Genomic DNA, 23,806 nt, shown 5'->3' with positions numbered 1-23,806 from the left:
AGCCGACCGATCCAGTCATCCGCGGTAGTCGGCGGCGCCGAGGGTGTCGTCGCCCGCGGCCGCGTCTTCCACGTGGTCGAGGGCGTCGGTGATCGGCTGGGTCGGGTCGCTGTCGCCGTGCTCGCCCGGCGGCGTCGTGACCGGACCAGGTACGGGTTCGAGGCGTACGTCGACGACGTGGCCGGTCTGCTCGGACAGCAGGACGTCGAGGGAGGCGAGGCCCACGTCGCGGGCCGGGAGCAGCGTGCCCGGCGGCTCCTCGCCGAACGCCCGGGTGCGCATCGGCGTCTGGGTGCGTTCGGGATTGACGCAGTTGACCCGGATCCCGTCCGCTGCCCATTCGTCGGCGAGCGCCTGGGTGAGGTTGACGACCGCCGCCTTCGTCGAGGAGTACAGGCTGTAGCCCGCCCGCCCGCGGGTGTACGAGCTCGACGTGAAGAGCAGCAGGTGACCACTGGACTCGGCGAGGTAGCGGTGCGCCGCCCGGGCGACGTAGACCGGCCCGAGCAGGTTGACCTGCAGGCTGTCGGTGATGACGTCGTCGGGGCAGTCGGCGAGGGCGGCGGTGTGCAGGACCCCTGCCGTCACGGCCACGAAGTCGATCCGGCCCGTCTCCTCGTACGCCTTCTCCAACGCCGCCCGCACGTGTTCTGGCTCTTCGACATGGGTGCCGGTCGCGGACCTGCTGAAGCTGTAGACGGTGGCGCCGAGTTCCCTGGCCGCCTCACCGATCTCGGCACCGATGCCGTAGCTGCCGCCGAAGACGACGAGGGTCCGCCCTTGCAGGAGTGCGCTCGCCTGGTCGGTCGACAGGGCACTCGGCGGGGTGTGCGAACCCAGCCGGAACAGCTGGTCGGCGAGGAACACGTCGATCGGATACGTGACCTTCATGTTGCGTTCGGAGCCTTCGACGACCGTGATGGGGACGTCGGGGAGATAGCGCAGCACGACCGTGCAGTTGTCGGTGGGCGTGAACTGTGGATCCTTGGCCGCGAGTTCGTAGGCACGGCGGATGGTCGAGAGCCGGAACGCCTGTGGGGTCTGTCCGCGCTGCAACCGGTCACGCTTGGGGATGTCGGTGATGATGCCGTCGTCCACGACGATGATCGTGTCGGCCGACGGGATCGCCACGTCGACCGCGGCGAAGGTGTCGAGGGCCGTCACGCAGTCGGCGATGATGCGGTGGTCGAGCAGCGGGCGTACCGCGTCGTGGAACAGCATCTTGGCCTCGCCGTCCCCCGCGGCGGCGATCGCGAGCCGGCTCGTCTCGTCGCGACTCGAACCGCCGTCGAGGATCCGGGTGACCTTGCGGAATCCCGCGTTACGGACGATCTTCTCGGCGTCCTCGGTCCAGCCGGGCAGCATCAGTACGAAGATCTCGTCGACGTCGGGTGAGGTCTCGAACACCTCCAGCGTGTGTTCGAGCAGGGGCTTTCCGGCCACCTTGAGCAGCTGCTTGGGCAGCCGGAGGCCCACCCGCTCGCCGGAGCCGCCGGCCAGGACCACGGCGATGCTGCGCAGCGCGGACGCGGGTCTCTCGCTCCCGGCGCCGGGTGTCGGGTCGGGCCTCGTCTGGGGCACGGTTCTCGTCACTTCCCTTCGTCGGTGTGCGTGCGATCCCAGGGATGGTAGTTGCCCACCCTGTGGGCGCTGCCACCTGCCGGACGCCGGCTGTGCCCGGTTTGTCGCGCTCGTCCACTCACGAGGTGTTGGTCTGAACTGCGGGACGCTCGGCGATGACGGTCCAGGCCTTCGGGTTGTAGGAGTGCTCGGCACCATAGTCGGCCGCGAGGAATGTCGGTATATGTATCGCTCTGACTGTCGGAAACTTCACCTTCAGCAGTTCCTGGATCCTCCCCGCACTGAGCTCGTTCCAGTGGTAGGAGTCCTTCGGCCGGACGTTGTGGTCAGGCTTGTCGACCATGATGAAGAACGCGATGACGACGCCTTTCCGCGCGATCCGGATGGCCTCGTTCATCGCCTTGTGCATCGCGGGCAGCGAGAGGTGCTCGAAGATGTCGAAGGCGAGAACGTAGTCAACGCTGTCATCGGCATACGGCAAATCGAGGATGCTCCCGAGTTCGAACCGCACCGTTGCGCCGCGGACGGGGAAACGCTGGCGGGCGTTGCGGATGTTGTCCTCGTTGAGGTCGACGCCGGTGTAGTCGAGGAACCGCGCGATGCCGTAGGCGTCGAGGAAACGGTAGTCGTTGGCCGATCCGCAGGCGAACTCCAGGACCCGGAGGGTGTCTGCCTCCCGGCCGGCGAGCGCCTTCGACCATTTCCTTTCGTAGGTGCCCTCCCGGTCGGCGATGACCGCGCAGACCTTCTTGACGGCGGCCCGCTTCTCCGAATCGGTGTACTGGGACATCGCGACGCCGAGCTCCCCGGCGCGGCGCCGGAGGGCGGCATTGGCGTCCACGCAGAACTCGAGTTCCTCGCGCATCATCGGCTCGAACTCCGAGCCGAACAGCTCGGTGAGAAGGAAGTGCCGCGCGAGAATGCTCTGCGCGTTGATCCGCGGATTCTGATATCCGCTGACGAGATAGTCATCGAGTGTCTCGGCGGGGAGCTTCGCCCAGCTGCGCCTGAGTTTCGCCGCCTCTGTCTGCCAGCGTCCACCGGCCAGAATGTCCCTCACCTGACGCCGCAGCGTACGCAGGGCGGGACGGGCCCATCCGGGAACCCACCGCAACCAACGGGACCGCACAACCGCCTTGTCCGCAACGCCCATGCCGCACCCTTCAGTCGGGTGATCGCGGAGTTCCCCGAGACATCCGATGATCAGAAGATGCTGTGACGGCGCTCCCGTCTTGAGGAAAAACACGGAATCTTACTCGACCGGCGACCGGTTTGGGGAGATCCCTGACCCCACCGACGGCAGACGTCCGCCGTCGCAGGCCGTGACCGGAAAGGGCGGCGTCGCCAGCCGCTCGGTAGGGTCTAGGGCCATGAAGACGTTGAGCATCGAAGGAGCCTGGGTGACCGAACCGCCGGTCTTCCCCGACGACCGAGGCTCGTTCGTCGCGTGGTTCGCCTCCGACGAGTTCCAGCAGGCAGTCGGCCACCAGTTCGCGCTGCGGCAGGCCAACTGCTCAGTGTCACGACGCGGTGTCCTGCGTGGCATTCACTACGCCGACGTTCCTCCCGGCCAGGCGAAGTTCATCACCTGCGCCCGCGGCGCCCTCCTCGACGTGATCGTGGACCTGCGGGTCGGCTCGCCGACATTCGGGCGCTCGGAGTTCGTCCGGCTCGACGAACAGACCGGGCGAGCCGTCTACCTGTCCGAAGGGCTCGGCCACGGGTTCCTCGCCCTCACCGACGACACGACGGCGATCTACCTGTGTTCGGAGGGCTACGCGCCCGGCCGCGAGCACGGCGTGCACCCCCTCGACCCCGACCTCGCCCTCGCGTGGGCCGACGACATCGAGCCCGTGCTGTCGGAGAAGGACGCCGCCGCTCCGACCCTGGCGCAAGCCGAACTGCAGGGGGCACTCCCGTCGTACGCCGACTGCAAGGCATACCGTTCCTCGCTCACCTGACAGAGCGGGGTCGGCGTACGCGTGAGAAACATGTCTGGTGGGGTAAGGGAAGGATGATCACGGTCTTGACCGGCCCCACCCGGGTCCAGTCGATCCACGACGCCGGGAAGACGTGGTTCACGAGGCTGACGAAGGAGTTCCCATGACCGGGCTGGCATCAAAGCCCACCGACCGGTCACCGGCAGAGACGCCGGTGGAGTCGCCAGTAGAGACGCCGGATCCTGCAGACGTGAGCACGCAGGGATCCGGGGTGAAGGTCAGCGTCATCGTGCCGGTCTACAACCCAGGCCCCTATCTCGAGGACTGCATCAACTCGCTCCTGCGCCAGAGCCTGCCCTCGACCGAGTTCGAAGCGATCTTCGTCGACGACGGTTCGACCGACGACAGCCCTGCACGGCTCGACGCCCTTTCCGCCGCCCACCCCCACCTCCGGGTCATCCACCAGCAGAACTCCGGCTGGTCGGGCAAGCCGCGCAACGTCGGGATCGCCCACGCGCGGGGGGAGTACGTCTTCTTCGTCGACAACGACGACTGGCTGGGCGACGAGGCACTGGAACGTATGTACGCCTTCGCGAAGGAGAACGGCTCCGACGTCGTCGTGGGGAAGATGGCGGGCAAGGGACGCGGAGTTCCGCGGGAGCTGTTCCGCAAGACCTACCCCCACGCGACACTGTCCGACGCGCCGCTCATCGACAGCCTTACGCCACACAAGATGTTCCGCAAGGAGTTCCTCGACGAGCACGGTTTGCGCTTTCCCGAGGGGCGACGCCGGCTGGAGGACCACGTCTTCGTCACCGCCGCGTACTTCGCGGCGCGCACCGTGTCGGTGCTGAGCGACTACGTCTGCTACTACCACGTACGCCGTGACGACGCCTCCAACGCCGGTTTCCAGCGCCTCGAACACAAGGGATACTTCGCCAATCTCCGCGAGGCCCTCGACATCGTGGAGGCCAACACCGAACCAGGTCCGCTGCGCGACCGGCTCTACCGCCGGTGGTTCCGCCAGGAAATGCTCGAGCGACTCCGCGGCCGCCGCCTTCTGCACGCACCCGACGAGGACCGCAGGGCGCTCCTGGAGGAGGTCCGGCTGGTCTGCAGTGAAAGGTTCGGACCGGGCGTCGCCGCAGGCCTTCCCGCCGCACAGCGGATCATCGGCAGCCTCGCCATGGCCGGTCGTCTCGATGCCCTGGTCCAGCTCGCCGAGTGGGAGGAGCGGATCCGTACCCACGCCAGACTCGACGACCTGGGCTGGCACGGTGGCGCGCTGCGCCTCGCCGTCACCGCGGAGCTCCGTGCCAACAGCGCACCGATGACGTTCACGCACCGTGGAGACCGCGACCTTCTCCTCCCTCCGCTTCCTGCCGAGGCGCTGCAGGGCCTGGCCGAGGACGACCTCGACACCACGGACCGCCTGCCCCATGCGCGGCTCGACGTCATCCTCCGGGCCCGCGGCAACGCTGCCGAGTTCTTCGTTCCGGTGGCGTACTCCGGTGTCCGCAAGGCGGTCGACGAGTCGGCGACCGCGGCCGCCGCCGGACCGTCCAGTGGAGAGTTGGACGAGCAGTTCCGGCTGATCCTGCAGGGCGAGGCTGAAATCGACGTCTCGACCGTCGCCGGTTCCGGCGCCCTGGCCAGCGGTGTCTGGGACGTCACCGTCCGGCTCTCCGGCTTTGGCTGGACGAAGGACACCCGGCTGGGTGCGGTCAGAGCCACCAAGGCGACCGAGAACTGCGTACCCGCGATCCTCGGCGAACCGCCCCGGATCATCACGCCCCACTGGACGAACCACGCCAACCTGTCCCTCGACGTAGGCGACCACGCCATCACGCCTGGCCTGGAGCTCATCAGGAAAACCAGACCAGTCGTGGCGGGGACACCTCCGGAGGCCACTCTCACCATTCCCTTGCGTGCCGTCGTCGCGGAGCCACGTTCCGGCGCGGCGATCCGGCTGGTCCACGACGGCTCGGGCAAGGTCGCGGAGCTCAACGCCGAGCTCGCGCCCGCGGTCACCGACGGGACCGCCCACTCGGAGCTGTGCGCCCCGCTCATCGAGCGGCTGGATCCCGGCCGTTACTCCGTGGCCGTTCGGCTCTTCCGCCCCGGCGCGAGCACAGCGTCGCGGGGAACGAAGAAAAAGAAGGCCAAGAATCGCGTGGCCGACGCCGACGGGTTCATCAGTCTCCCAGCCACGCTCACCGTGCCCACCAGGTCCCGCCCTCCGGTCGTCGACGTCCTGACACAGTCCGGACCGGATGAGACGTTCGACGCGACCGCCGCGGCGCCGCCACCGGTGAGAGACCGGCTCGCGCGGAGAGGGCGTCGTCTGGCCCGGCGGATCCGCCGCCGCCTCGTCCGCCAGCCTGTCCGCCAGCGCTGAACGAAGCGCCCCTACCTAGCGGAGCTTCTTCGCCAACCGCGGAGCACCAGGTAGCCGGCGCAGGAACGGCGCACGCTTCGCCACCTTGCCGAACAGGTCATTCGGCCGCTGCGACACACGTCTCGACGGCCTCGTGGCGCCCGCCTGCTTCGTCGCCGTGGCCGCATGCTGCGCGGTTGACCCGGCGCCGTTCTGGCTCTGGGTGCCCGAGGCCTTCGCGGCGGCCTTCTGGCGGATGGCGGCGACCATCCGCTGCTCGCCGACCGACGCGGACTGGTCGACCTCACAGTCGCGGCCGGCGGCCGGGTCGGGTAGCCAGTCGGAGAGCTGGGGACGCGACAGGTCGGCGAGATCGTGGTCGATCCCGGCAAGCAGCTGCTCGCGGCCGTACGACGGGTCGCCGGCGTCGCGCGCGGCGACCAGCGCGGACCAGAACGGCGCCGACAGCAGCGCCTCCGGCGTCATCGCGCAGCTCCGTTCGACGATCTCGGGCGGGATCTGCTGGGGGTCCTTGAGCAGGAACGTGTCCATGATCTCGTCGTAGTTGTCCGCGAGCACCGTGTTCGTGGGGTCGAGGCCCAGCACCACCATCACTCCGGTCGGCCTCGTGTCCATCACGGCCAGCCGGAGGTCAGGCCGGTAACGCTGCAGCACCGGGATCATCTTGTAGACGTCACCCGTCCATGCGCCGGTGTGGCGGTTGCGCGCCGCCTCGTCGACGTTGCGCGGCAGCTGGTCGTCGAAGACCACGACACTCGACCAGTCGGCGTACTTCTCGGTGTTGATGAAGTCACGCAGGACGTACTCGAACAGGTGCATGCCGTCGATGAACGCCAGGTCGACCTTGGCCTCTCCCAGGTGCTCGAGCGGTTTCTCGCGGGCGAAGAAGTCGTCACTGGTCTCCCGGACCATGTGGAGGTCACACCGGAGTTCCTTCACCACCTTGAAGGCGGGGTCGACGGCGACCGTGGGAACGCGGGACAGAGTGAGACTCCGGCCGTCGTTGATGCCGATCTCGAAATACGTACGCGGCTGGTAGACCGCGTGCAGATTGCGCAGGAACCCGTGGCGGTGCACTTGCTCTCTCCTCGCCCACTCGACGACTCACACGATAGGGGGACAGAGCCGGCGTCTTGGATCGACTCGCCCGCCGTGTTTCACACGATCGTCGCGAAGGCTGACCGCAGAGCGGCCCTCCAGTGCCTGAGTGGGTTGACACCCAGTTCGGCCCACCTGGCGTGCCCGAGCACGCTGTAGGCAGGTCGAGGCGCCGGGCGCGGGAACTTGTCGGTCGTCGTGGGGTGCACCCGCGCCGGATCAGATCCGAGCAGCTCGAACACGTCCTTGGCAAGATCGCACCAGGTTGCTTCCCCTGAGCTGGTGGCGTGAAACACGCCCGTCGCCTCCGGGTTGGCGCCGACGAGCACCAGCCGCTCGGCGACGTCGGCGGTCCAGGTGGGCTGACCCCGCTGGTCGGCTACGACGTCGAGGGTGTCGCGTTGGCCCTCGAGCTTCGCCATGGTGCGGACGAAGTGTGAACCGTGCGCTCCGTAGAGCCATGCCGTGCGGACGACGACACCGCTGTCGGGGAGGGTCTCGAACACGGCCTGTTCGCCGACCAGCTTCGTCCGGCCGTACGCCGTGCGCGGGTCGGGCTTGGCGTCTTCGGCGTACGGCTCCGTCGCGTCCCCTGCGAACACGTAGTCGGTGGAGACGTGCACCAGCCGGGCGTCGGTCGCGGCGGCGGCCTCGGCGAGTACCCGCGGGCCGATGCCGTTGACCAGCAGGGCGGCACCCTCGTGCGCCTCCGCGTCGTCCACCGCCGCCCAGGCGGCGCAGTTGACGACGACCTGCGGACGGTGCGTGGCGAACGCCGAGCGGACTGCCGCGGGGTCGGTGATGTCGAGGTCCCTCCGGGCGAGAGCGGTGACCTCTTCGCCGTGGGCCCGGAGCCGGGCGACGACGTCCTGGCCGAGCATTCCCGCGGCACCGGTGACGAGCCAGCGCATCACGGCGTCCGCTCCTGCTTCAGGCCCTCCCACCAGGTGCGGTTGTCGCGGTACCACGCGACTGTCTCGGCGAGGCCGGTGTCGAAGTCGTGGCGCGGGCTGTAGCCCACCTCGTCCCGCAGCTTCGTCCAGTCGACGGAGTAACGCCGGTCGTGACCCTTGCGGTCCTCGACGTACTCCACACTGTCCCAGCTCGCGCCGCAGGCCTTGAGCAGACGTTCGGTGAGCTCGCGGTTGGTGATCTCGGTACCGCCGCCGATGTTGTAGATCTCGCCGGCCCTGCCCTTCTCGAGGACCAGCGCGATTCCCTGGCAGTGGTCGTCGACGTGCAGCCAGTCGCGGACGTTGAGCCCGTCGCCGTAGAGCGGCACCTTCTGGCCGTCGAGCAGGTTGGTGATGAACAGCGGGATGACCTTCTCCGGGAACTGGTACGGCCCGTAGTTGTTCGAGCACCTGGTCACCCGGACGTCGAGCCCGTGGGTGCGGTGGTAGGACAGCGCGATCAGGTCGCTCGACGCCTTCGAGGCGGAGTACGGCGAGTTGGGTGCCAACGGATCGGTCTCCGGCCACGAGCCTTCGGGGATCGAGCCGTAGACCTCGTCGGTCGACACGTGGACGAACGGACCGACGCCGTGCCGGTGCGCGGCGTCCAGCAGCGTGTGTGTGCCCACGACATTGGTGACCACGAAGTCCGCGGAGCCCTCGATCGACCGGTCGACATGGGACTCCGCGGCGAAGTGGACGACCGCGTCGTGCTCGGCCATTACCGAGTCCACGAGGGCGGCGTCGGTGATGTCACCCTCGACGAACGCGAATCCCGTCCGGTCACGCACCGGGTCGAGGTTGGCCGGGTTGCCGGCGTAGGTGAGCTTGTCGAGCACCGTGACGTGCGCACCGGCGAGAGGCGGGAACCCGCCGGTGAGCAACGTACGGACGAAGTGCGAGCCGATGAAGCCGGCACCGCCGGTGAGCAGGATGCGCGGAGTCGTGTCAGTGGACGCAGGCACGGAGGAATTCCCTTGGGACGGCAACGGTCAGGAGCTGATCTGGATTCTGCTGTGGTCGCCGAGCACCAGGCGGTGCGCCTTCGGCACCCTGGGCGCGGGCGTCACCTGCACATGGTGGCCGATGAGCGACGCCTCGATCCGGCGTACACCCTCGACGGAGGTGTCGTGCTCGACGATGGAGAACTCGATCTCGGAGTCGACGATCCGGCAGTCGTGCTCGACCGAGGTGAACGGCCCGACGTAGGAGTCGGCCACCGTGGTGCCCCTGCCGATGATCGCCGGCCCGACGATGCGTGACGCCGTGACCGTCGCGCCGGCTTCGATGACGACCCGGCCGATGATCTCGCTCACGTCGTCGACGGTGCCCTCGACCTTGGGCTCGAGCGTTTCCAGGATCGTGCGGTTGACCTCGAGCATGTCGGCGACGTTCCCGGTGTCCTTCCAGTAGCCGGAGATCACCGTGGAACGCAGGTCCATGCCCTGGTCGATCAACCACTGGATGGCGTGGGTGATCTCGAGTTCGTTGCGCCAGGACGGCTTGATCTTGCGTACGGCCTCGTGGATGGCCGGTGTGAACATGTAGACACCGACCAGCGCGAGGTCGCTCTTGGGCTGCTTCGGCTTCTCCTCGAGGCCGACCACCTTGCCGTAGGCGTCGAGCTCCGCGACGCCGAGCTGGGTGGGATCGGGCACCTGGGTGAGCAGGATCTGGGCCGCCGGCTGCTCCCTCCGGAACTCGTCGACCAGCGCCTTGATGCCGCCGACGATGAAGTTGTCGCCGAGGTACATCACGAAGTCCTCGTCACCGAGGAAGTCGCGGGCGATGAGGACGGCGTGGGCGAGCCCGCGTGGTGCGTCCTGCGGGATGAAGGTCACGTCCAGCCCGAACTGGCTGCCGTCGCCCACCGCCTCCTTGATCTCCTCGGCGGCGGAGTCGACCCCGACCACGATGCCGACCTCGGTGATGCCGGTCTCGGCGATCGCCTCCAGGCCGTAGAACAGGACAGGCTTGTTGGCCACTGGCACCAGCTGCTTGGCCGACGTGTGCGTCAGTGGCCGCAGCCGCGTACCAGCGCCCCCGGAGAGCACCAGTGCGCGCATGGTCGGACACCTTAGCCGCTCGACCTGATCGACCTGACCACTCCGTCGCCCGGGCGGGTCGGGGATCGCCTCGCCCGGGCCCGGACCCGCCCACAACGATCCCGGACCAGGCTGACGCCCGGGAACGGCGGGTCCGTTTACGCCGTCGAATTCGATCGGGCAACCTACGGGTAGCGGTCGCACGTCACCAGTCCACGACCGCCCGACGGCGAAGGGAGCCGCCGCGTGCGGAACGACGACGAGGAGGCGTTCGATGCGTTCGTCCGGGCCCGAATGCCCGAGTTGTTGAGGTTTGGCCACATGTTGACGGGGAGTCCCGACGCCGCGGGGGACCTGGTCCAGGACGCGCTCGAGCGGACCCTTGCCGCCTGGCATCGGGTACGCAACCGCGACGACCCCGAAGGCTACGTACGCCGAACGATGGTCAACCGGAACGTGAGCATCTGGCGCCGCCGACGGAGGGAACAGCTGGTCGACGACGTACCCGACCGCGGCCACCACGACGATCCGCAGCTTCCGGACCCCGAACTCCAGCGCGCGCTCGCGGCGCTCCCCCGCAAGCAACGCGCCGTCATCGTGCTCCGGTTCGCCGAAGACCTGTCCGAACGCCGGGTCGCCGAGATCCTCGGATGCTCGGTCGGAACGGTGAAGAGCCAGACGTTCAAGGCGCTCGCGAAGCTGCGTGCGCGCCTGCCGGAGCAGGGGCTTGACCAGCCGCCCCGGCGCGAGGTGCCGCCAGCCGTCGTCAGAGAGTCAACCGCCAAAGAGGCGACCGCACCCGCCTCGGGTCCGACCGCCCGCGGAGGCGACCAGGAGGACACGCCATGGACCCGCTAGAGCACCGCCTCCGAGAAGGACTGCGGGGCGACCGGTGGGGGCTCTCCCCTGACGTGGACGTCCTCGACCGCGTCCACGCCGGCGCGGCCCGGAGGCGCAAGCGGCGGAAGGCCGTCATGGCGGCCGGTGCCGTCACCGCGGTGATCGCCGCATTCGGCGGGATCGGCTACGTCGCGACCGGCGGCGGGCCCACGATCATGGTCGCCGACGGGGCCAGCAGCGGGGCCGGCGCGCCGGCGGAAAAGAGCGCCCCCGACGCCACGGACATGGACTCCGACGACCGAGGAGCGGAATCGGCGCCCGGCAGGGACGGCGACTCCGATCGGAGGCGGGAAGAACGCGCCGACCAGTCGCCCGGGTCGGAGCCGGAGCAGCCGAACGTGCTCTCGGAGATCGCCCCGGTTCCCGGCGACTTCTCGCCCGTCTCGATCACCGCGACCGGACCCGAGACCTACTGGCTGCTGGGCACCACCGACGGCGATCGCGCCGCCCTCGCGGCGACCCAGGACGGTGGGTCGACGTTCATCTCGCTGGCGAGCCCTCCGTCCGCTGTCGCGCGTGGAGACAACGAAGTCAGCGCCAGCACGGTGAGTGACGTCCGGTTCGCTGGCGACGGCCGGACCGGCTGGGCGTACGGCGGTGCCCTGTGGGTGACCCGGGACGCGGGTCGTACCTGGGAGCAGGACCGGTCCGTGCCCGGTCTCGTCAAGCGGCTGGAGGTCGGCGGAGGTTCGGCGTACGCGCTGGTCGACAACGGCAGCGGCTGGACCCTGTGGCGGGCCCTTCTCGGCGAGGGCACATGGCAGCAGCTCGGTGTCGAGGCGCAGGCGCCAGAAGACCTCGCCGTGACGGGCCAGCTGGTCGCCGTCACCGACAAGGACGCCGACGGGACGTCGGTCTGGGCGTCGACCGACGACGGTACGACGTTCGAGACGCACCCGACGCCGTGTCACCAGGACCTCGACGCCGGGCGCCTGTCGGCGACGATCGGCTCTCTCTGGCTGAGGTGCGCGACCGGCACCGGCACCACGCTGCACGTCTCGACCGACTCGGGAGCGAGCTGGACCGACGTACCCGCCGGGGAACCGGCGGCACCGGCGACGGCATCGGCACTCGGCGCCCGCGACGCCGGCCGGGCGATCGTCGCGGTGCCTGGGGAGGCGCGGAACATCGGAACCGATGACACGTCGACGACGCCGGTGCCGGGCCTGGGTAGGCCGGCCTTCGCCGGGTTCACGACCGAGGAGATCGGCTACATCCTCGACCTGGAAGGCCACCTCTTCCGTACCGACGACGGCGGCGCCAGGTGGTCACCGGTCAGCATCAGGTGAGCCTGGTTCGCCAGGAAAGTCTGGCCGGCCAGGGCGACCCCCGGCCGGACCCTGAGGCGGAGGCCGGGTGGCGTACCGGCTCTTCCCGGATGTGCGGCGCGGGTTCGGCGCGGCACCGTGGTCCCATGAAACTTCGCGCGGTCACGCTCGCCGTCTCGATGGCGTACCTCTGGTTGATGATGATCCTGCTGGGCGCGATCGTGCTCGAGACGTTCATGGTCTATCCGAACATCTTCGTCGACCCTCCGGCCTCGCTCGAGACGGCGCTGGAGTTCATGAGGGTCACCGCACCGAACGACTTCTTCCCGCCGCTCGGGTTCCTCTCCTGGATCACCGGTGTCGGGGCCGTGGTCCTGGCGTGGCGGATCAGACCGGCACGCTACTGGGTCGCCTTCAGCGTGCTCATGATCGTGTGCGAGGGACTCTTCTCCATGGCGTTCCACTGGCCGCGCAACGAGATCCTGTTCGTCGAAGGCACCGCGGTGCACTCCGATGCCTTTCTCGTGCAGACCGCGCAGGAGTTCCAGCGGCTGCACTGGTCGAGGCTGGTCTTCAACGCCGCGTCGGCGGTCACGATCTTCGTCGGCTTCCTGAAGGTCTACCGCGACTTCCTCGTCGGCCGATCCGGCGCAAGCCTCCCGACGCCCGCGACGAAACATCCGGTCTGACGGATTCGCCGGCCGATCGTCCTGATCCGAGACGGCGGCCATCGCCTTTCGCCGGAGGTGTCGGCGGGCTGCGAGACCATGGACGGGTGCCCGAGGCTCCTGACGTACTTTCGCGGTTCTCGACCCCGACCCGAGAATGGTTCCGGTCCTCCTTCGCCGCGCCCACTCCCGCCCAGGTGGGTGCCTGGGACGCGGTGAGCCGAGGCGAGCACAGCCTGGTCGTCGCGCCGACCGGTTCGGGCAAGACCCTCGCGGCGTTCCTCTGGGCACTCGACCGGCTGGCCACCGCCGATCCGCCGGCCGAGCGGCAGCACCGCTGCCGGGTCCTCTACGTCTCGCCGCTGAAGGCCCTCGCCGTCGACATCGAACGCAACCTCCGCGCGCCGCTCGCCGGCATCCGGCACACCGCCCACCGGCTGGGCCTGACCGAGCCGTCGATCGAGGTGGCGCTCCGCTCCGGCGACACGCCCGCCGACGCCCGCCGCAGGTTCGTGCGTACGCCTGCCGACATCCTCATCACGACGCCCGAGTCGCTGTTCCTGCTGCTGACCTCCCAGGCTCGGGAGGCGTTGCGGGGTGTGGAGACGGTGATCCTCGACGAGGTGCACGCCGTCGCCGGGACCAAGCGCGGCGCCCACCTCGCCCTCTGCCTCGAACGCCTGGACGCCCTCGTCGCCGGCCAGCCCGCCGGCAGCGACGAACCGCCTCGGCGCCCACCGGTCCAGCGGATCGGTCTCTCGGCGACCGTCCGCCCGGTGGACGAGGTTGCCCGTTTCCTGTGCGGCGCCGCTCCGGTGACGGTGGTCAATCCGGCGTACGACAAGGAGTTCGATCTCCAGGTCGTCGTCCCGGTCGAGGACATGGGCGAGCTGGGAAAGGCGTCCGAACCGCACGCGCTGCGCGCCACCGTCGACGACGGTCCGGACGGTCCGGGCGGGGCGGGCCAGCACATCCGTACCGGCGCGGCCGCCGGGCCGGAGCGCCGGGCATCGATCTGGCCGCACGTCGAGGAGCGGGTCGCCGACCTGGTAGAGGCCCACCGCAGCACGCTGGTCTTCGCCAACTCCCGGCGGCTCGCCGAACGCCTGACGGCACGGCTCAACGAGATCGCCTACGACCGTACGCACGACGAAGCCCTTCCGCACGCCGGCTCCCCCGCCGAGATCATGGCGGAGTCCGGGGCGAGCAAGGGCGCGCCCGATGTCCTCGCCCGCTCCCACCACGGGTCGGTGAGCAAGGAACAACGCGCGCTGATCGAGGACGACCTCAAGTCCGGGCGTCTCCCCTGCGTGGTCGCGACCAGCAGCCTGGAGCTCGGCATCGACATGGGCGCGGTCGACCTGGTGGTGCAGGTGGAGGCACCTCCGTCCGTGGCCAGCGGTCTCCAGCGGGTCGGCCGCGCCGGGCACCAGGTGGGAGCCGTCTCGCGTGGGGTGATCTTTCCCAAGTACCGCGGCGATCTCGTCGCCACCGCCGTCGTCACCGACCGCATGCGGGCGGGCCTGATCGAGGCGACCCGGCTGCCCGCCAACCCGCTCGACGTCCTGGCCCAGCAGATCGTCTCGGCCTGCTCGGTCGACACCTGGGACGTCGACGCCCTCTACGCCTTGGTCCGCCGGGCCGCGAACTTCCAGACACTGCCGCGCTCGGCCTATGACGCGGTGCTCGACATGCTCACGGGGCGCTATCCGTCCGACGAGTTCGCCGAGCTGCGCCCGCGCCTCGTGTGGGACCGGGTGGCCGGCACGCTGACCGCACGGCCGGGAGCGCAGCGGCTCGCGGTCACCAGTGGCGGGACCATCCCTGACCGTGGGCTCTTCGGCGTGTTCCTCGTCGGCGAGAAGGCGTCGCGGGTCGGTGAGCTCGACGAGGAGATGGTGTACGAATCCCGCGTCGGCGACATCTTCACGCTGGGAGCCTCGTCCTGGCGCATCGAGGAGATCAGCCACGACCGGGTGCTCGTCTCGCCCGCACCGGGCCAACCCGGAAGGCTGCCGTTCTGGAAGGGCGACGTGCTCGGCCGGCCGGCGGAGCTCGGCCAGGCGATCGGCGGCTTCGTCCGCGAGCTCGACCGGCTCTCTCCCGACGACGCCCGCGCGCGAGTGCGACAGTCCGGCCTTGACGAGTGGGCGGCCGACAACCTCGTGTCCTACCTGGCCGAGCAGAAGCGGGCGACCCGGCACCTGCCCGACGACCGCACGATCGTGGTCGAGCGGTTCCGCGACGAGCTGGGCGACTGGCGGATCTGTGTCCACACGCCGTTCGGCGGCGGGGTGCACGCACCCTGGGCCCTCGCGATCAACGCCCGGCTGCGCGAACGCTACGGCGTCGACGTCCAAGCCGTGCACGCCGACGACGGGATCGTGCTCCGGATCCCCGACACCGAGGACACCCCGCCGGGGGCCGAGCTCGCAATCTTCGCCCCTGACGAGATCGAACGCCTGGTCACCGACGAGATCGGCGAGTCTGCGCTGTTCGCGTCGAGGTTCCGTGAGTGTGCCGCGCGGGCGCTGTTGCTGCCCCGCCGCGATCCTCGTCGCCGGACCCCGCTGTGGCAGCAGCGCCGCCGGTCGGCCCAGCTGCTCGCGGTTGCCGGCAAGTACGCCTCGTTCCCGATCGTGTTGGAGGCGGTCCGCGAGTGCCTGCAGGACGTCTACGACCTGCCCGGCCTGGTGGAGCTGCTCCGCGGCATCGAGGCCCGGCGGGTCCGGGTGGTCGAGGTCGAGACCAGCGAGCCCTCGCCGTTCGCGAAGTCGCTGACGTTCGGATACATCGCGGCGTTCATGTACGAAGGCGACGCACCGTTGGCCGAGCGCAAGGCGGCAGCGCTGGCACTCGACCGGTCGCTGCTCGCCGAACTGCTCGGGCAGACCGAGTTGCGCGACCTGCTCGACCCGGACGTCATCGTGCGTACGGAGGCCGAACTCCAGCGGCTCGACCCTGACCGCAGGTGCCGCGACATCGAGGGCGTCGCCGACCTGCTCCGCCTGCTCGGCCCGCAGTCCAGTGCGGAAGTCGCCGCTCGGTGCGTCGACCCGGAGCGGTCGGGTCACTGGCTGGCGGAGCTGGAGGGAGCCCGGCGGGTCATCCGGGTGCGTGGACCGGCGCCCGAAGGCCACCCATCGGTCGAGGGTGCGGAACCGGTCGAGCGCTGGGCCGCCATCGAGGACGCCGGCCGACTGCGCGACGCCCTTGGCACGCCCCTGCCGGTGGGGATCCCGGAGGTGTTCACGGAGCCGGTCGCCGATCCGCTGGGTGATCTGGTGGCGCGATACGCGAGAACGCATGGACCGTTCCACGCCGCCGACGTGGCTGGTCGGTTCGGCCTCGGCGTCGCGGTCGTCATGGGCACCCTCCACCGCCTGGCCGCCGAGAACCGGGTGGTCGAAGGCGCCTTCCGTGGTTCGGCTCCAGAGTCCGCCGGTGCGGAATGGTGCGACGTCAATGTCCTGCGTACCCTCCGCCGCCGGTCGCTGGCCGCGCTGCGCAGTGAGGTCGAGCCCGTCGACCCGCCCACGCTCGCAAGGTTCCTCCCGAGCTGGCAACACGTCGGCGGACGCCTCCGCGGCACCGACGGAGTGCTTCGCGTGGTCGAGCAGCTGGCCGGCTGCGCGGTGCCGGCGTCCGCGCTCGAACCGCTGGTCCTCGCCGCCCGGGTGGCCGACTACTCCCCCACCATGCTCGACGAGCTGACCGCGTCGGGTGAAGTGGTGTGGGCGGGTCACGGCACCCTGCCGGGCAGCGACGGTTGGGTTTCCCTGCACCTGGCAGACACGGCGGCTCTCACCTTGCCGGAGGTTGATCCGGACTTCGAACCAGGCCCGCTGCACCGGGCCATCCTCGACGTCCTCGACTCAGGTGGCGGGTTCTTCTTCCGTCATCTGGCTACCGCCGTGAGCACCGCATCGATGGAGGGTGGCGCCGGATCACAGAACGACGACGCCGCCCTGGTGACCGCCTTGTGGGACCTCGTGTGGGCCGGTCACCTCACCGGCGACACGCTGGCGCCACTTCGGGCGCTGCTCGGCAGCGGCTCGTCGGCGCACAGGTCACGGTCGCGGACACCGCGGGCCCGGTTCGCCGGCGGACGGGCATCCTTTCGCGGCGGGGGCCGGCCTGCCATGCCGAGCCGCACCGGACCACCGATCGCGGGCGGTCGGTGGTCCCTGCTGCCCGAACGCGATCCGCACCCGACCAGGCGGGCCCACGCGGCCGCCGAGGCACTGCTCGACCGCTACGGCGTCCTCACCCGAGGGGCCGTGGTCGCGGAGCGGGTGCCCGGCGGGTTCGCGGCGGTCTACCAGGTTCTGAAGGCCTTCGAGGAGTCGGGGCGTTGCCGCCGAGGCTATTTCGTCGCCGGGCTCGGAGCTGCCCAGTTCGGTGTGGCCGGAGCGGTCGACCAGCTGCGTGCCGAACCCTCTGGCGCCTCTCCGACGACACTCGTGCTCGCGGCGACCGACCCCGCCAATCCGTACGGCGCCGCTCTTGCCTGGCCCACCCGCCCCGGCCAGGTGACGGAGGAGAAGAGCGGGCACCGTCCCGGCCGGAAGGCCGGCGCGCTCGTCGTCCAGGTCAACGGCGAGCTCGTCCTCTACGTCGAACGCGGCGGGCGCACATTGCTCACCTGGTCCGACGACCCGGCCACCCTGCAACCGGCGGTCGACGCCCTCGCCCTCGCCGTCCGCGACGGCGTGCTCGGCAAGCTCAGCGTCGAACGGGTCGACGGCGAAGCGGTCCTACGCCAGCGGAACCATCCCGAGGGAGTCAGTCCGCTGGCCAGCGCGCTCGAATCGGCCGGGTTCCACACCACCCCACGCGGACTCCGCCTCCGTGGCTGACACCACGCGACGCACGGAGGACGACCGCCAGCGAACGACGCCGAAGCCAGCGCGGTGCCCGCAGGCAACAGGTCTGCGTGAACGCCCTCTCACCCGGCGTGGAGCGACGGTGCGAGGCTGCCGAGCGTCTGGACCGTCCGGGTCTTCTCCTGCGCGGTACCGACGGGAATCACCAGAATCTCGGTGGCGCCCGCGTCGGCGAACCGGCGCAGACCCCGTTCGACGGCGGTCTCGTCACCGGCGACCACGGCGTCTCCGGGCCCTGCCAACCCCTCCCGGTCGAGCACCGCCCGGTAGCTCGGAAGCTCCCCCGCCCGGCCGAACGTTTCGTTCACCCATCGGCGCGCTCCATCGGGATCGGCGGTGACGCACACGCACACCGATGCCACCACGGCCGGCGAACGTCGTCCTGCGCCCGCGGCCGCCCGCTCCAGCGCGGGCCTGACCATGTCGTCGATCGTCGGGGGTCCCGCCCACGCGGTGATCGTGCCGTCCGCCAACTCGCCCGCGACCCGCAGCATGACCGGGCCGAGCGCGGACACCAGGACCGGGGGCGCGTCGGCGCCCGCCACCCCGATCCCACCTACGGCGGTCCAGCTCTCACCGTGGTACGCCACGGACTCGCCACGCAGCAACGGCGTCAGGGCGGACAGGTACTCCCGCATGTTGCGCCCTGGAGCCGAGAACGACTGGCCGTACTCGTTCTCGATGATCGGTGCGTGGCTCGGCCCTAGGCCGAGGACGAGGCGGTTCCCCGTCGCTGCCTGGACCGTCAGAGCCTGTGCGGCGAGCGCCAGCGGGTGCCGCGGATAGGTCCGGACGATCGCCGTCCCGACCTCGATCTCCCGAACGTGCCGTCCCACCACTGCGAGCAGGGTCAGGGGGTCCCAGCTGCCGACTTCGCCGATCCACGCCCGTGCGTAACCCGCCTCGGCCGCCGCGCTCACCTGCCTGACCACCTCCTCGACAGGTGCCCCGAGTTGTCCCTCGATCCACAGCCCGACCCGCATGCGTACTCCCTCGTTTCCTCATCGTTCTCGCGCCTCACCACCTGACGCCGGCCGGTCCTTCCCCGCACCCGGCGGCCGTCCACGCCTGTCCACCAGCCAACCGGTGGGAAGCTCCGTGACCAAGGCGCGGTTGACCTGTGCAGCGATCAGGAATCGTGATGGCTGCGGGATGACGGGAGGCGGACGTGGAACTCCGGCAGTTGCGGTACTTCGTCGCCGTGGCCGAGGATCTGCACTTCGGCCGGGCCGCGCAACGGATGCACGTCGTCCAGCCCGCGGTGAGCCAGCAGATCGCCAGGCTAGAACGCGAGTTCGGCCTCCAGCTTCTGGACCGTACGTCGCGGACGGTCCGGCTCACCGATGCCGGTGAGCGGCTCCTCTCCGAGGCTCGCAAGGTCCTCGCGGCCGCCGACCACGCCAAGGCGGTGGCCTCGCAGCTGGCGACGGCTGGCACCCGGTTCCTGCGGATCGGGACCAGCCCGGGGCTGGCCGCCACCCTCGAATCCGCCCTCGACGCGCTGAGCCGGCTCGCTCCTGGCCTTCGTACCGAGCTGGACGGTCGACCAGCGCACGACCAGCTGGCAGCCGTGCGCCGTGGCGAGCTGGACCTCGCGCTCGTCCGCGCGGCACCTGCCGATCCGGACCTGCGGACGATCGAGCTGTGGCAAGAACAGGTGTACGTCGCCGTACCCACCTCCCACCCCGCCGCCGGACAGCCAGCGGTACGGCTCGAGCAGCTCGCCGACCTGCCACTCCGCCTTCCGGAACCGGGGTGTGACCGGCTGCTCGGGGACCTGGTCCTGGGCGCCTGCCGTCGCGCCGGATTCGAGCCGCGCACCGGCCGACCGGTGTCGAGCGTGACCAACGCTCTTGTGGAGATCGGATCCGGAGTCGGCGAATGGACGGCGATCTACGCCGACGCGGAGCGCGGCAGTGCACCCAGAAAGGTGGCGGTCCTGCCGATCGACCCGCCGTTGACCGCACCGGTCGCACTCGTCGTACCGGTGACTCAGACGTCGACCTGCGTGGCCGCTCTGTACGAGGCCTTCCGACCCCATGCCCCTGCCGCCGCGGGCCTGCCAGAACCGAACGGCCAGCCCGAACCGACCGGCCAGCCCGAACCGACCGGCCTGCCCGAGCCCGTCGGCGCGGCCGTCGGTTCAGCCCAGGGCGCGGCCGACGGCTAGCTTGCGGGTGTCCGGAGCCAGCAGGCGTTCGGCGTCGGCGCTGAGATCGTCGGGCTTGGTCTGAGACTCACGCTCCGCGGCGACCCGCGCCTGGTAGACCTCCACCTCGTTCCGGATCCGTGCCTTGTCCCATCCGAGAACGTCCGCCACCAGGGTCGCGACCGACTCGGCGGTCTCGGTACCCCGGTGCGGCACCTCGATGGAGATCCGGGTACGCCTGGCGAGGATGTCGTCGAGGTGGACGGCGGCCTCGTGACTGGCGGCGTACCGCGCTTCGACGCTGAGGTACTCACCCGCGCCGGGCAGGGGTTCGAGCAGGCTCCGGTCCGCTTCGGCGAGGTCCAGCAACTCATCGACCAGCGAGCCGTACCGGTCGAGGAGCCGCTGCATCCGCCAGACCGGCAGCCCGTAGGTGTCGGCGAGCGCGTCGACCTGGTTGACCAGCGCGTGATAGCCCTCGGCGCCCGCCAGCGGAACGTGTTCGGTCACCGATGGCGGGAGGGACTGCCCGAGGTCAGGGCGGGCCGCGTCCACCGCATCCTTCGCCATCACGCGGTAGGTGGTGTACTTGCCGCCCGCGATCGACACCAATCCGGGCAGCGGCCGGGCAACGGCGTGTTCGCGGGAGAGTTGGCTGGTCTGCTCGGACTCCCCTGCCAGCAACGGGCGTAGCCCGGCGTAGACACCCTCGATGTCCTCGCGGGTGAGGGGTACGGCCAGGACCTCGTTGACATGCGAGAGGAGATAGTCGATGTCGGCGCGACTCGCCGCCGGGTGGGCGAGGTCGAGGGTCCAGTCGGTGTCGGTGGTGCCGATGATCCAGTGGTTGCCCCACGGGATGACGAAGAGCACCGACCTTTCCGTGCGAAGGATGAGGCCCGCCTCGGACGCGATGCGGTCCCGCGCGACGAGCACGTGCACGCCCTTCGACGCCCGGACCTTGAACCGGCCGCGTCCGCCGGTCAGCCGCTGGATGTCGTCGGTCCACACGCCGGTGCAGTTGATCACGACCTTCGCCCGGATCGTCGTGGTGTCGCCGGAGTCGACGTCACGGACCTTCACGCCGACGATCCGGCCACCCTCGAGGAGGAACTCCGTCACCTCCGAGGAGTTTCGTACGACCGCGCCGTAGCGGGCGGCGGTCCGGATCACGGTGAGGGTGTGCCGGGCGTCGTCAGCCTGGGCGTCGTAGTAGCGGATCGCACCGACGAGCGCGTCCTGACGCAGCCCGGGAACGAGCCGGAGCGCTCCGGTGCGGGTGAGGTGCCGGTGCGGTGGGACAGAACGTCCGCGCGCCATCGCGTCGTAGAGCAGCAGCCCTGATCCGACGTAGGGCCGCTCCCACATCCGATGCTTCAGCGGGTAGATGAACGGCACCGGCTTGACCAGGTGTGGTGCGATCCGGGTGAGCATGAGGTCGCGCTCCCGGAGCGCTTCGGCGACGAGGCCGAAGTTCATCTGCTCGAGGTAGCGCAGGCCGCCGTGGAAGAGCTTGCTGGACCGGCTGGACGTCCCACTGGCGAAGTCGCGCGCCTCGACCAGGGCGGTGTCGAGTCCTCGGGTCACGGCGTCGAGCGCGGTGCCGGCACCGGTGACACCACCACCGATGACCAGTACGTCGAAGGTGTGCTGGCCGAGCCGGGACCAGGCGTCCGCACGTTCCTGCGGACCCAGCCTCGCAGAACTCCTCACAACTCTCGCCTCGAATTCGCCCGGTATGTACGTACGTCTCGACGTCCCCAGCAGATGATCAATCTACTAGAAAGGATCGGCATGCGGAGGCGTGGTGAAACGCCGCCCTGGACGGCCATTCGTGAACGGTTCGACAACGCCGCGAATCCTGTGGAGGGCCCACCGATAGGAGTCATCGCCCTTACCACAACCTGCCAGGTCGTGACTCTCGAATTTCCGTCAGACCCCATTCGGGAATATGCCGGCCCGCCGGCCGATCCCGCGGAGGCGGGGAGCCTTGGCAACGGCCATTGTCCGGCACGACACAGCGAATTTCGTTCCACACAACGTGATGCGCCGCGGCGAGAAGTCGCTCGACACTTGCCATACACCCTCCCCTGCACCTCGCGCCGCTTCGTACGCTACCTGCAGACTCATCGGCCAGCGGAGTGGGAGTGCACATGACCGAACGCAGTGAGGTCATCGACAAACACAGCACCACGGTCATGGGACCGACGAAGGAGGTCACATGACCGAACGCAGTGAGGTCGCCGACAAGCGCAGCAGCACGTATGTCGCTGCCATCGACCAGGGCACGACGAGCACCAGGTGCATGGTCTTCGACCACTCCGGCCGGGTGGTGAGCGTGCATCAGCTCGAGCACGAGCAGATGTTTCCGCGGGCGGGCTGGGTCGAACACAATGCCGAAGAGATCTGGACCAACACCCGCGAGGTGACCGCGGGCGCACTGGCGCGGGCGGACATCAGTGCCGCCGACATCGCCGCGGTCGGCATCACGAACCAGCGTGAGACGGCCCTCGTCTGGGAGCGCGCGAGCGGCAAACCGGTCTATCCAGCAATCGTCTGGCAGGACACCCGTACCGACCGGATCTGTGAGCGGTTGGGCGCGCTCGGAGGCGGCGCGGATCGCTACAAGGACAGGGTGGGGCTCCCGCTCGCGACGTACTTCTCGGGGCCGAAGGTGACCTGGATCCTCGAGAACGTCGAGGGTGCTCGGGAGAAGGCCGACCGTGGCGAACTGCTCTTCGGCACGATGGACACCTGGTTGCTGTGGAACATGACCGGTGGCCCCGCCGGCGGTCTTCACCTCACCGACGTCACCAACGCGTCCCGCACGATGCTCATGGACCTCGCGACCCTGCGGTGGGATCCCGAGATCGCCGCGGACATGGGCATTCCGCTGTCGATGCTCCCGGAGATCCGGCCGTCGTCACAGGTGTACGCCGAAGTACGCAGGGGCGGTCTGCTCCCCGGTGTACCGATCGCGGGCGACCTCGGCGACCAGCAGGCGGCGACGTTCGGGCAGGTGTGCTTCGACGTGGGTACGGCGAAGAACACCTACGGCACCGGCAACTTCCTGCTCCTCAACACCGGTACCGAGCGGGTCAGGAGCGAGAACGGACTCCTCACGACCGCCTGCTACCAGATCGGCGACGAGCCTTGCGTCTATGCCCTGGAAGGCTCGATCGCGGTCACCGGCGCGCTCGTGCAGTGGCTGCGGGACAACCTGGGACTGATCAGAAGCGCGTCGGAGATCGAGGAGCTGGCACGTTCGGTCGACGACAACGGCGGGGCGTACTTCGTTCCCGCGTTCTCCGGCCTCTTCGCGCCGTACTGGCGGTCGGACGCCCGTGGCGTCCTCGTCGGCCTGACCCGCTATGTCAACAAGGGGCACATCGCCCGTGCGACTCTGGAGGCGACCGCCTATCAGACCCGCGAGGTCGTCGATGCGATGAACGCCGACTCCGGCGTGGACCTCACCGAGCTCAAGGTCGACGGCGGCATGGTCGTGAACGAACTGCTCATGCAGTTCCAGGCCGACATCCTCGACGTGCCGGTGATCCGGCCGCAGGTCGCGGAGACGACGGCGCTGGGAGCCGCGTACGCCGCTGGTCTCGCGGTCGGCTTCTGGTCCAGCCAGGACGACCTGCGTAGCAACTGGCAGGAAGACAGGCGCTGGGCACCCGCGATGGACGCGAAGGTCCGCGAACGCGACTACGCGAGCTGGAAGAAGGCGGTCACCCGCACCTTCGACTGGGTCGCTCCGGAGGGATAGCTCGCCTGGATCGATCCGGAGGGGTAGCTCGACTGGGTCGATCCGGAGGGATAGCTCGCCTGGTCGGCCAGGCTTGCGTACGCCGGGACGGGTGTTGACGCCTATTCACGGTTCCGCGGCCCTGCTCAGCGTGGTCATTTGCGGGGAGGGC

16 protein-coding genes are annotated in these 23,806 nt (G+C 69.6%); 8 read left to right on the top strand and 8 right to left on the bottom strand.

The annotated features are described in order from the left end of the window. Positions 1-15: 15 nt before the first annotated feature. Positions 16-1,581 (bottom strand): SDR family NAD(P)-dependent oxidoreductase, encoded by a 1,566-nt coding sequence (locus ABNF93_RS05515; protein WP_349326435.1) that lies wholly within the window; start codon positions 1,579-1,581, stop codon positions 16-18. Between the two features lie 118 nt (positions 1,582-1,699). Next, positions 1,700-2,734: a class I SAM-dependent methyltransferase gene (locus tag ABNF93_RS05510; protein ID WP_349326434.1), complete on the bottom strand. Its 1,035-nt coding sequence runs from the start codon at positions 2,732-2,734 to the stop codon at positions 1,700-1,702. A gap of 217 nt (positions 2,735-2,951) precedes the next feature. Between ABNF93_RS05510 and ABNF93_RS05505 the strand changes: the two genes are divergently transcribed. Further along, positions 2,952-3,542, top strand: coding sequence for a dTDP-4-dehydrorhamnose 3,5-epimerase family protein (locus ABNF93_RS05505; RefSeq protein ID WP_349326432.1), 591 nt, complete (start codon positions 2,952-2,954; stop codon positions 3,540-3,542). 142 nt (positions 3,543-3,684) lie between these two features. Continuing rightward, entirely contained in the window at positions 3,685-5,919 is a 2,235-nt protein-coding gene (locus ABNF93_RS05500) for a glycosyltransferase family 2 protein (RefSeq protein WP_349326431.1), read from the top strand. 15 nt (positions 5,920-5,934) lie between these two features. Here the strand turns inward: ABNF93_RS05500 and ABNF93_RS05495 are convergent, their stop codons facing one another. The 4 genes from ABNF93_RS05495 to ABNF93_RS05480 all read right to left on the bottom strand — a co-directional run bounded on the left by ABNF93_RS05495 (position 5,935) and on the right by ABNF93_RS05480 (position 10,036). Next, positions 5,935-6,996 (bottom strand): class I SAM-dependent methyltransferase, encoded by a 1,062-nt coding sequence (locus ABNF93_RS05495; protein ID WP_349326429.1) that lies wholly within the window; start codon positions 6,994-6,996, stop codon positions 5,935-5,937. An 80-nt stretch (positions 6,997-7,076) separates the two neighbouring features. After that, complete coding sequence (rfbD, locus tag ABNF93_RS05490) at positions 7,077-7,928, bottom strand: dTDP-4-dehydrorhamnose reductase (RefSeq protein WP_349326428.1); 852 nt, start codon at positions 7,926-7,928, stop codon at positions 7,077-7,079. Further along, positions 7,928-8,935, bottom strand: coding sequence for a dTDP-glucose 4,6-dehydratase (rfbB, locus tag ABNF93_RS05485; RefSeq protein WP_349326427.1), 1,008 nt, complete (start codon positions 8,933-8,935; stop codon positions 7,928-7,930). The genes rfbD and rfbB overlap by 1 nt, the downstream gene beginning before the upstream one ends. A 27-nt stretch (positions 8,936-8,962) precedes the next feature. Then, complete coding sequence (locus ABNF93_RS05480; protein ID WP_349326426.1) at positions 8,963-10,036, bottom strand: glucose-1-phosphate thymidylyltransferase; 1,074 nt, start codon at positions 10,034-10,036, stop codon at positions 8,963-8,965. 225 nt (positions 10,037-10,261) lie between these two features. Between ABNF93_RS05480 and ABNF93_RS05475 the strand changes: the two genes are divergently transcribed. From ABNF93_RS05475 to ABNF93_RS05460, 4 genes are all read left to right on the top strand, one after another. Further along, positions 10,262-10,873 carry a SigE family RNA polymerase sigma factor gene (locus ABNF93_RS05475; protein WP_349326425.1) on the top strand — a complete coding sequence of 204 codons (612 nt, stop codon included), beginning with the start codon at positions 10,262-10,264 and terminating at the stop codon, positions 10,871-10,873. Further along, a complete protein-coding gene (locus ABNF93_RS05470) occupies positions 10,861-12,204 on the top strand; it encodes a sialidase family protein (RefSeq protein WP_349326424.1) in 1,344 nt (447 codons plus the stop codon). The genes ABNF93_RS05475 and ABNF93_RS05470 overlap by 13 nt, the downstream gene beginning before the upstream one ends. 125 nt (positions 12,205-12,329) lie before the next feature. Further along, positions 12,330-12,872: a hypothetical protein gene (locus ABNF93_RS05465; RefSeq protein WP_349326422.1), complete on the top strand. Its 543-nt coding sequence runs from the start codon at positions 12,330-12,332 to the stop codon at positions 12,870-12,872. An 86-nt stretch (positions 12,873-12,958) separates the two neighbouring features. Beyond that, on the top strand, positions 12,959-17,710 hold the full coding sequence (locus ABNF93_RS05460; protein ID WP_349326421.1) for an ATP-dependent helicase: 4,752 nt from the start codon (positions 12,959-12,961) through the stop codon (positions 17,708-17,710). Positions 17,711-17,799: 89 nt separating this feature from the next. Here the strand turns inward: ABNF93_RS05460 and ABNF93_RS05455 are convergent, their stop codons facing one another. Next, positions 17,800-18,720, bottom strand: a complete 921-nt coding sequence (locus tag ABNF93_RS05455) for a TIGR03564 family F420-dependent LLM class oxidoreductase (protein WP_349326419.1) — start codon at positions 18,718-18,720, stop codon at positions 17,800-17,802. Positions 18,721-18,905: 185 nt separating this feature from the next. Between ABNF93_RS05455 and ABNF93_RS05450 the strand changes: the two genes are divergently transcribed. Beyond that, positions 18,906-19,907, top strand: coding sequence for a LysR family transcriptional regulator (locus tag ABNF93_RS05450; RefSeq protein WP_349326418.1), 1,002 nt, complete (start codon positions 18,906-18,908; stop codon positions 19,905-19,907). On the opposite strand, the gene ABNF93_RS05445 is transcribed toward ABNF93_RS05450, so the two are convergent. Continuing rightward, positions 19,881-21,599, bottom strand: coding sequence for a glycerol-3-phosphate dehydrogenase/oxidase (locus ABNF93_RS05445; RefSeq protein ID WP_349326417.1), 1,719 nt, complete (start codon positions 21,597-21,599; stop codon positions 19,881-19,883). The genes ABNF93_RS05450 and ABNF93_RS05445 overlap by 27 nt on opposite strands. A gap of 508 nt (positions 21,600-22,107) precedes the next feature. On the opposite strand from ABNF93_RS05445, the gene glpK reads away from it, so the two are divergent. Beyond that, on the top strand, positions 22,108-23,655 hold the full coding sequence (gene glpK, locus ABNF93_RS05440; RefSeq protein WP_349326416.1) for a glycerol kinase GlpK: 1,548 nt from the start codon (positions 22,108-22,110) through the stop codon (positions 23,653-23,655). Positions 23,656-23,806: the final 151 nt, after the last annotated feature.

Source organism: Actinopolymorpha sp. B9G3 (assembly GCF_040120725.1).
GTDB lineage: Bacteria > Actinomycetota > Actinomycetes > Propionibacteriales > Actinopolymorphaceae > Thermasporomyces.
This window is presented reverse-complemented; position numbering and strand designations above follow the sequence as displayed.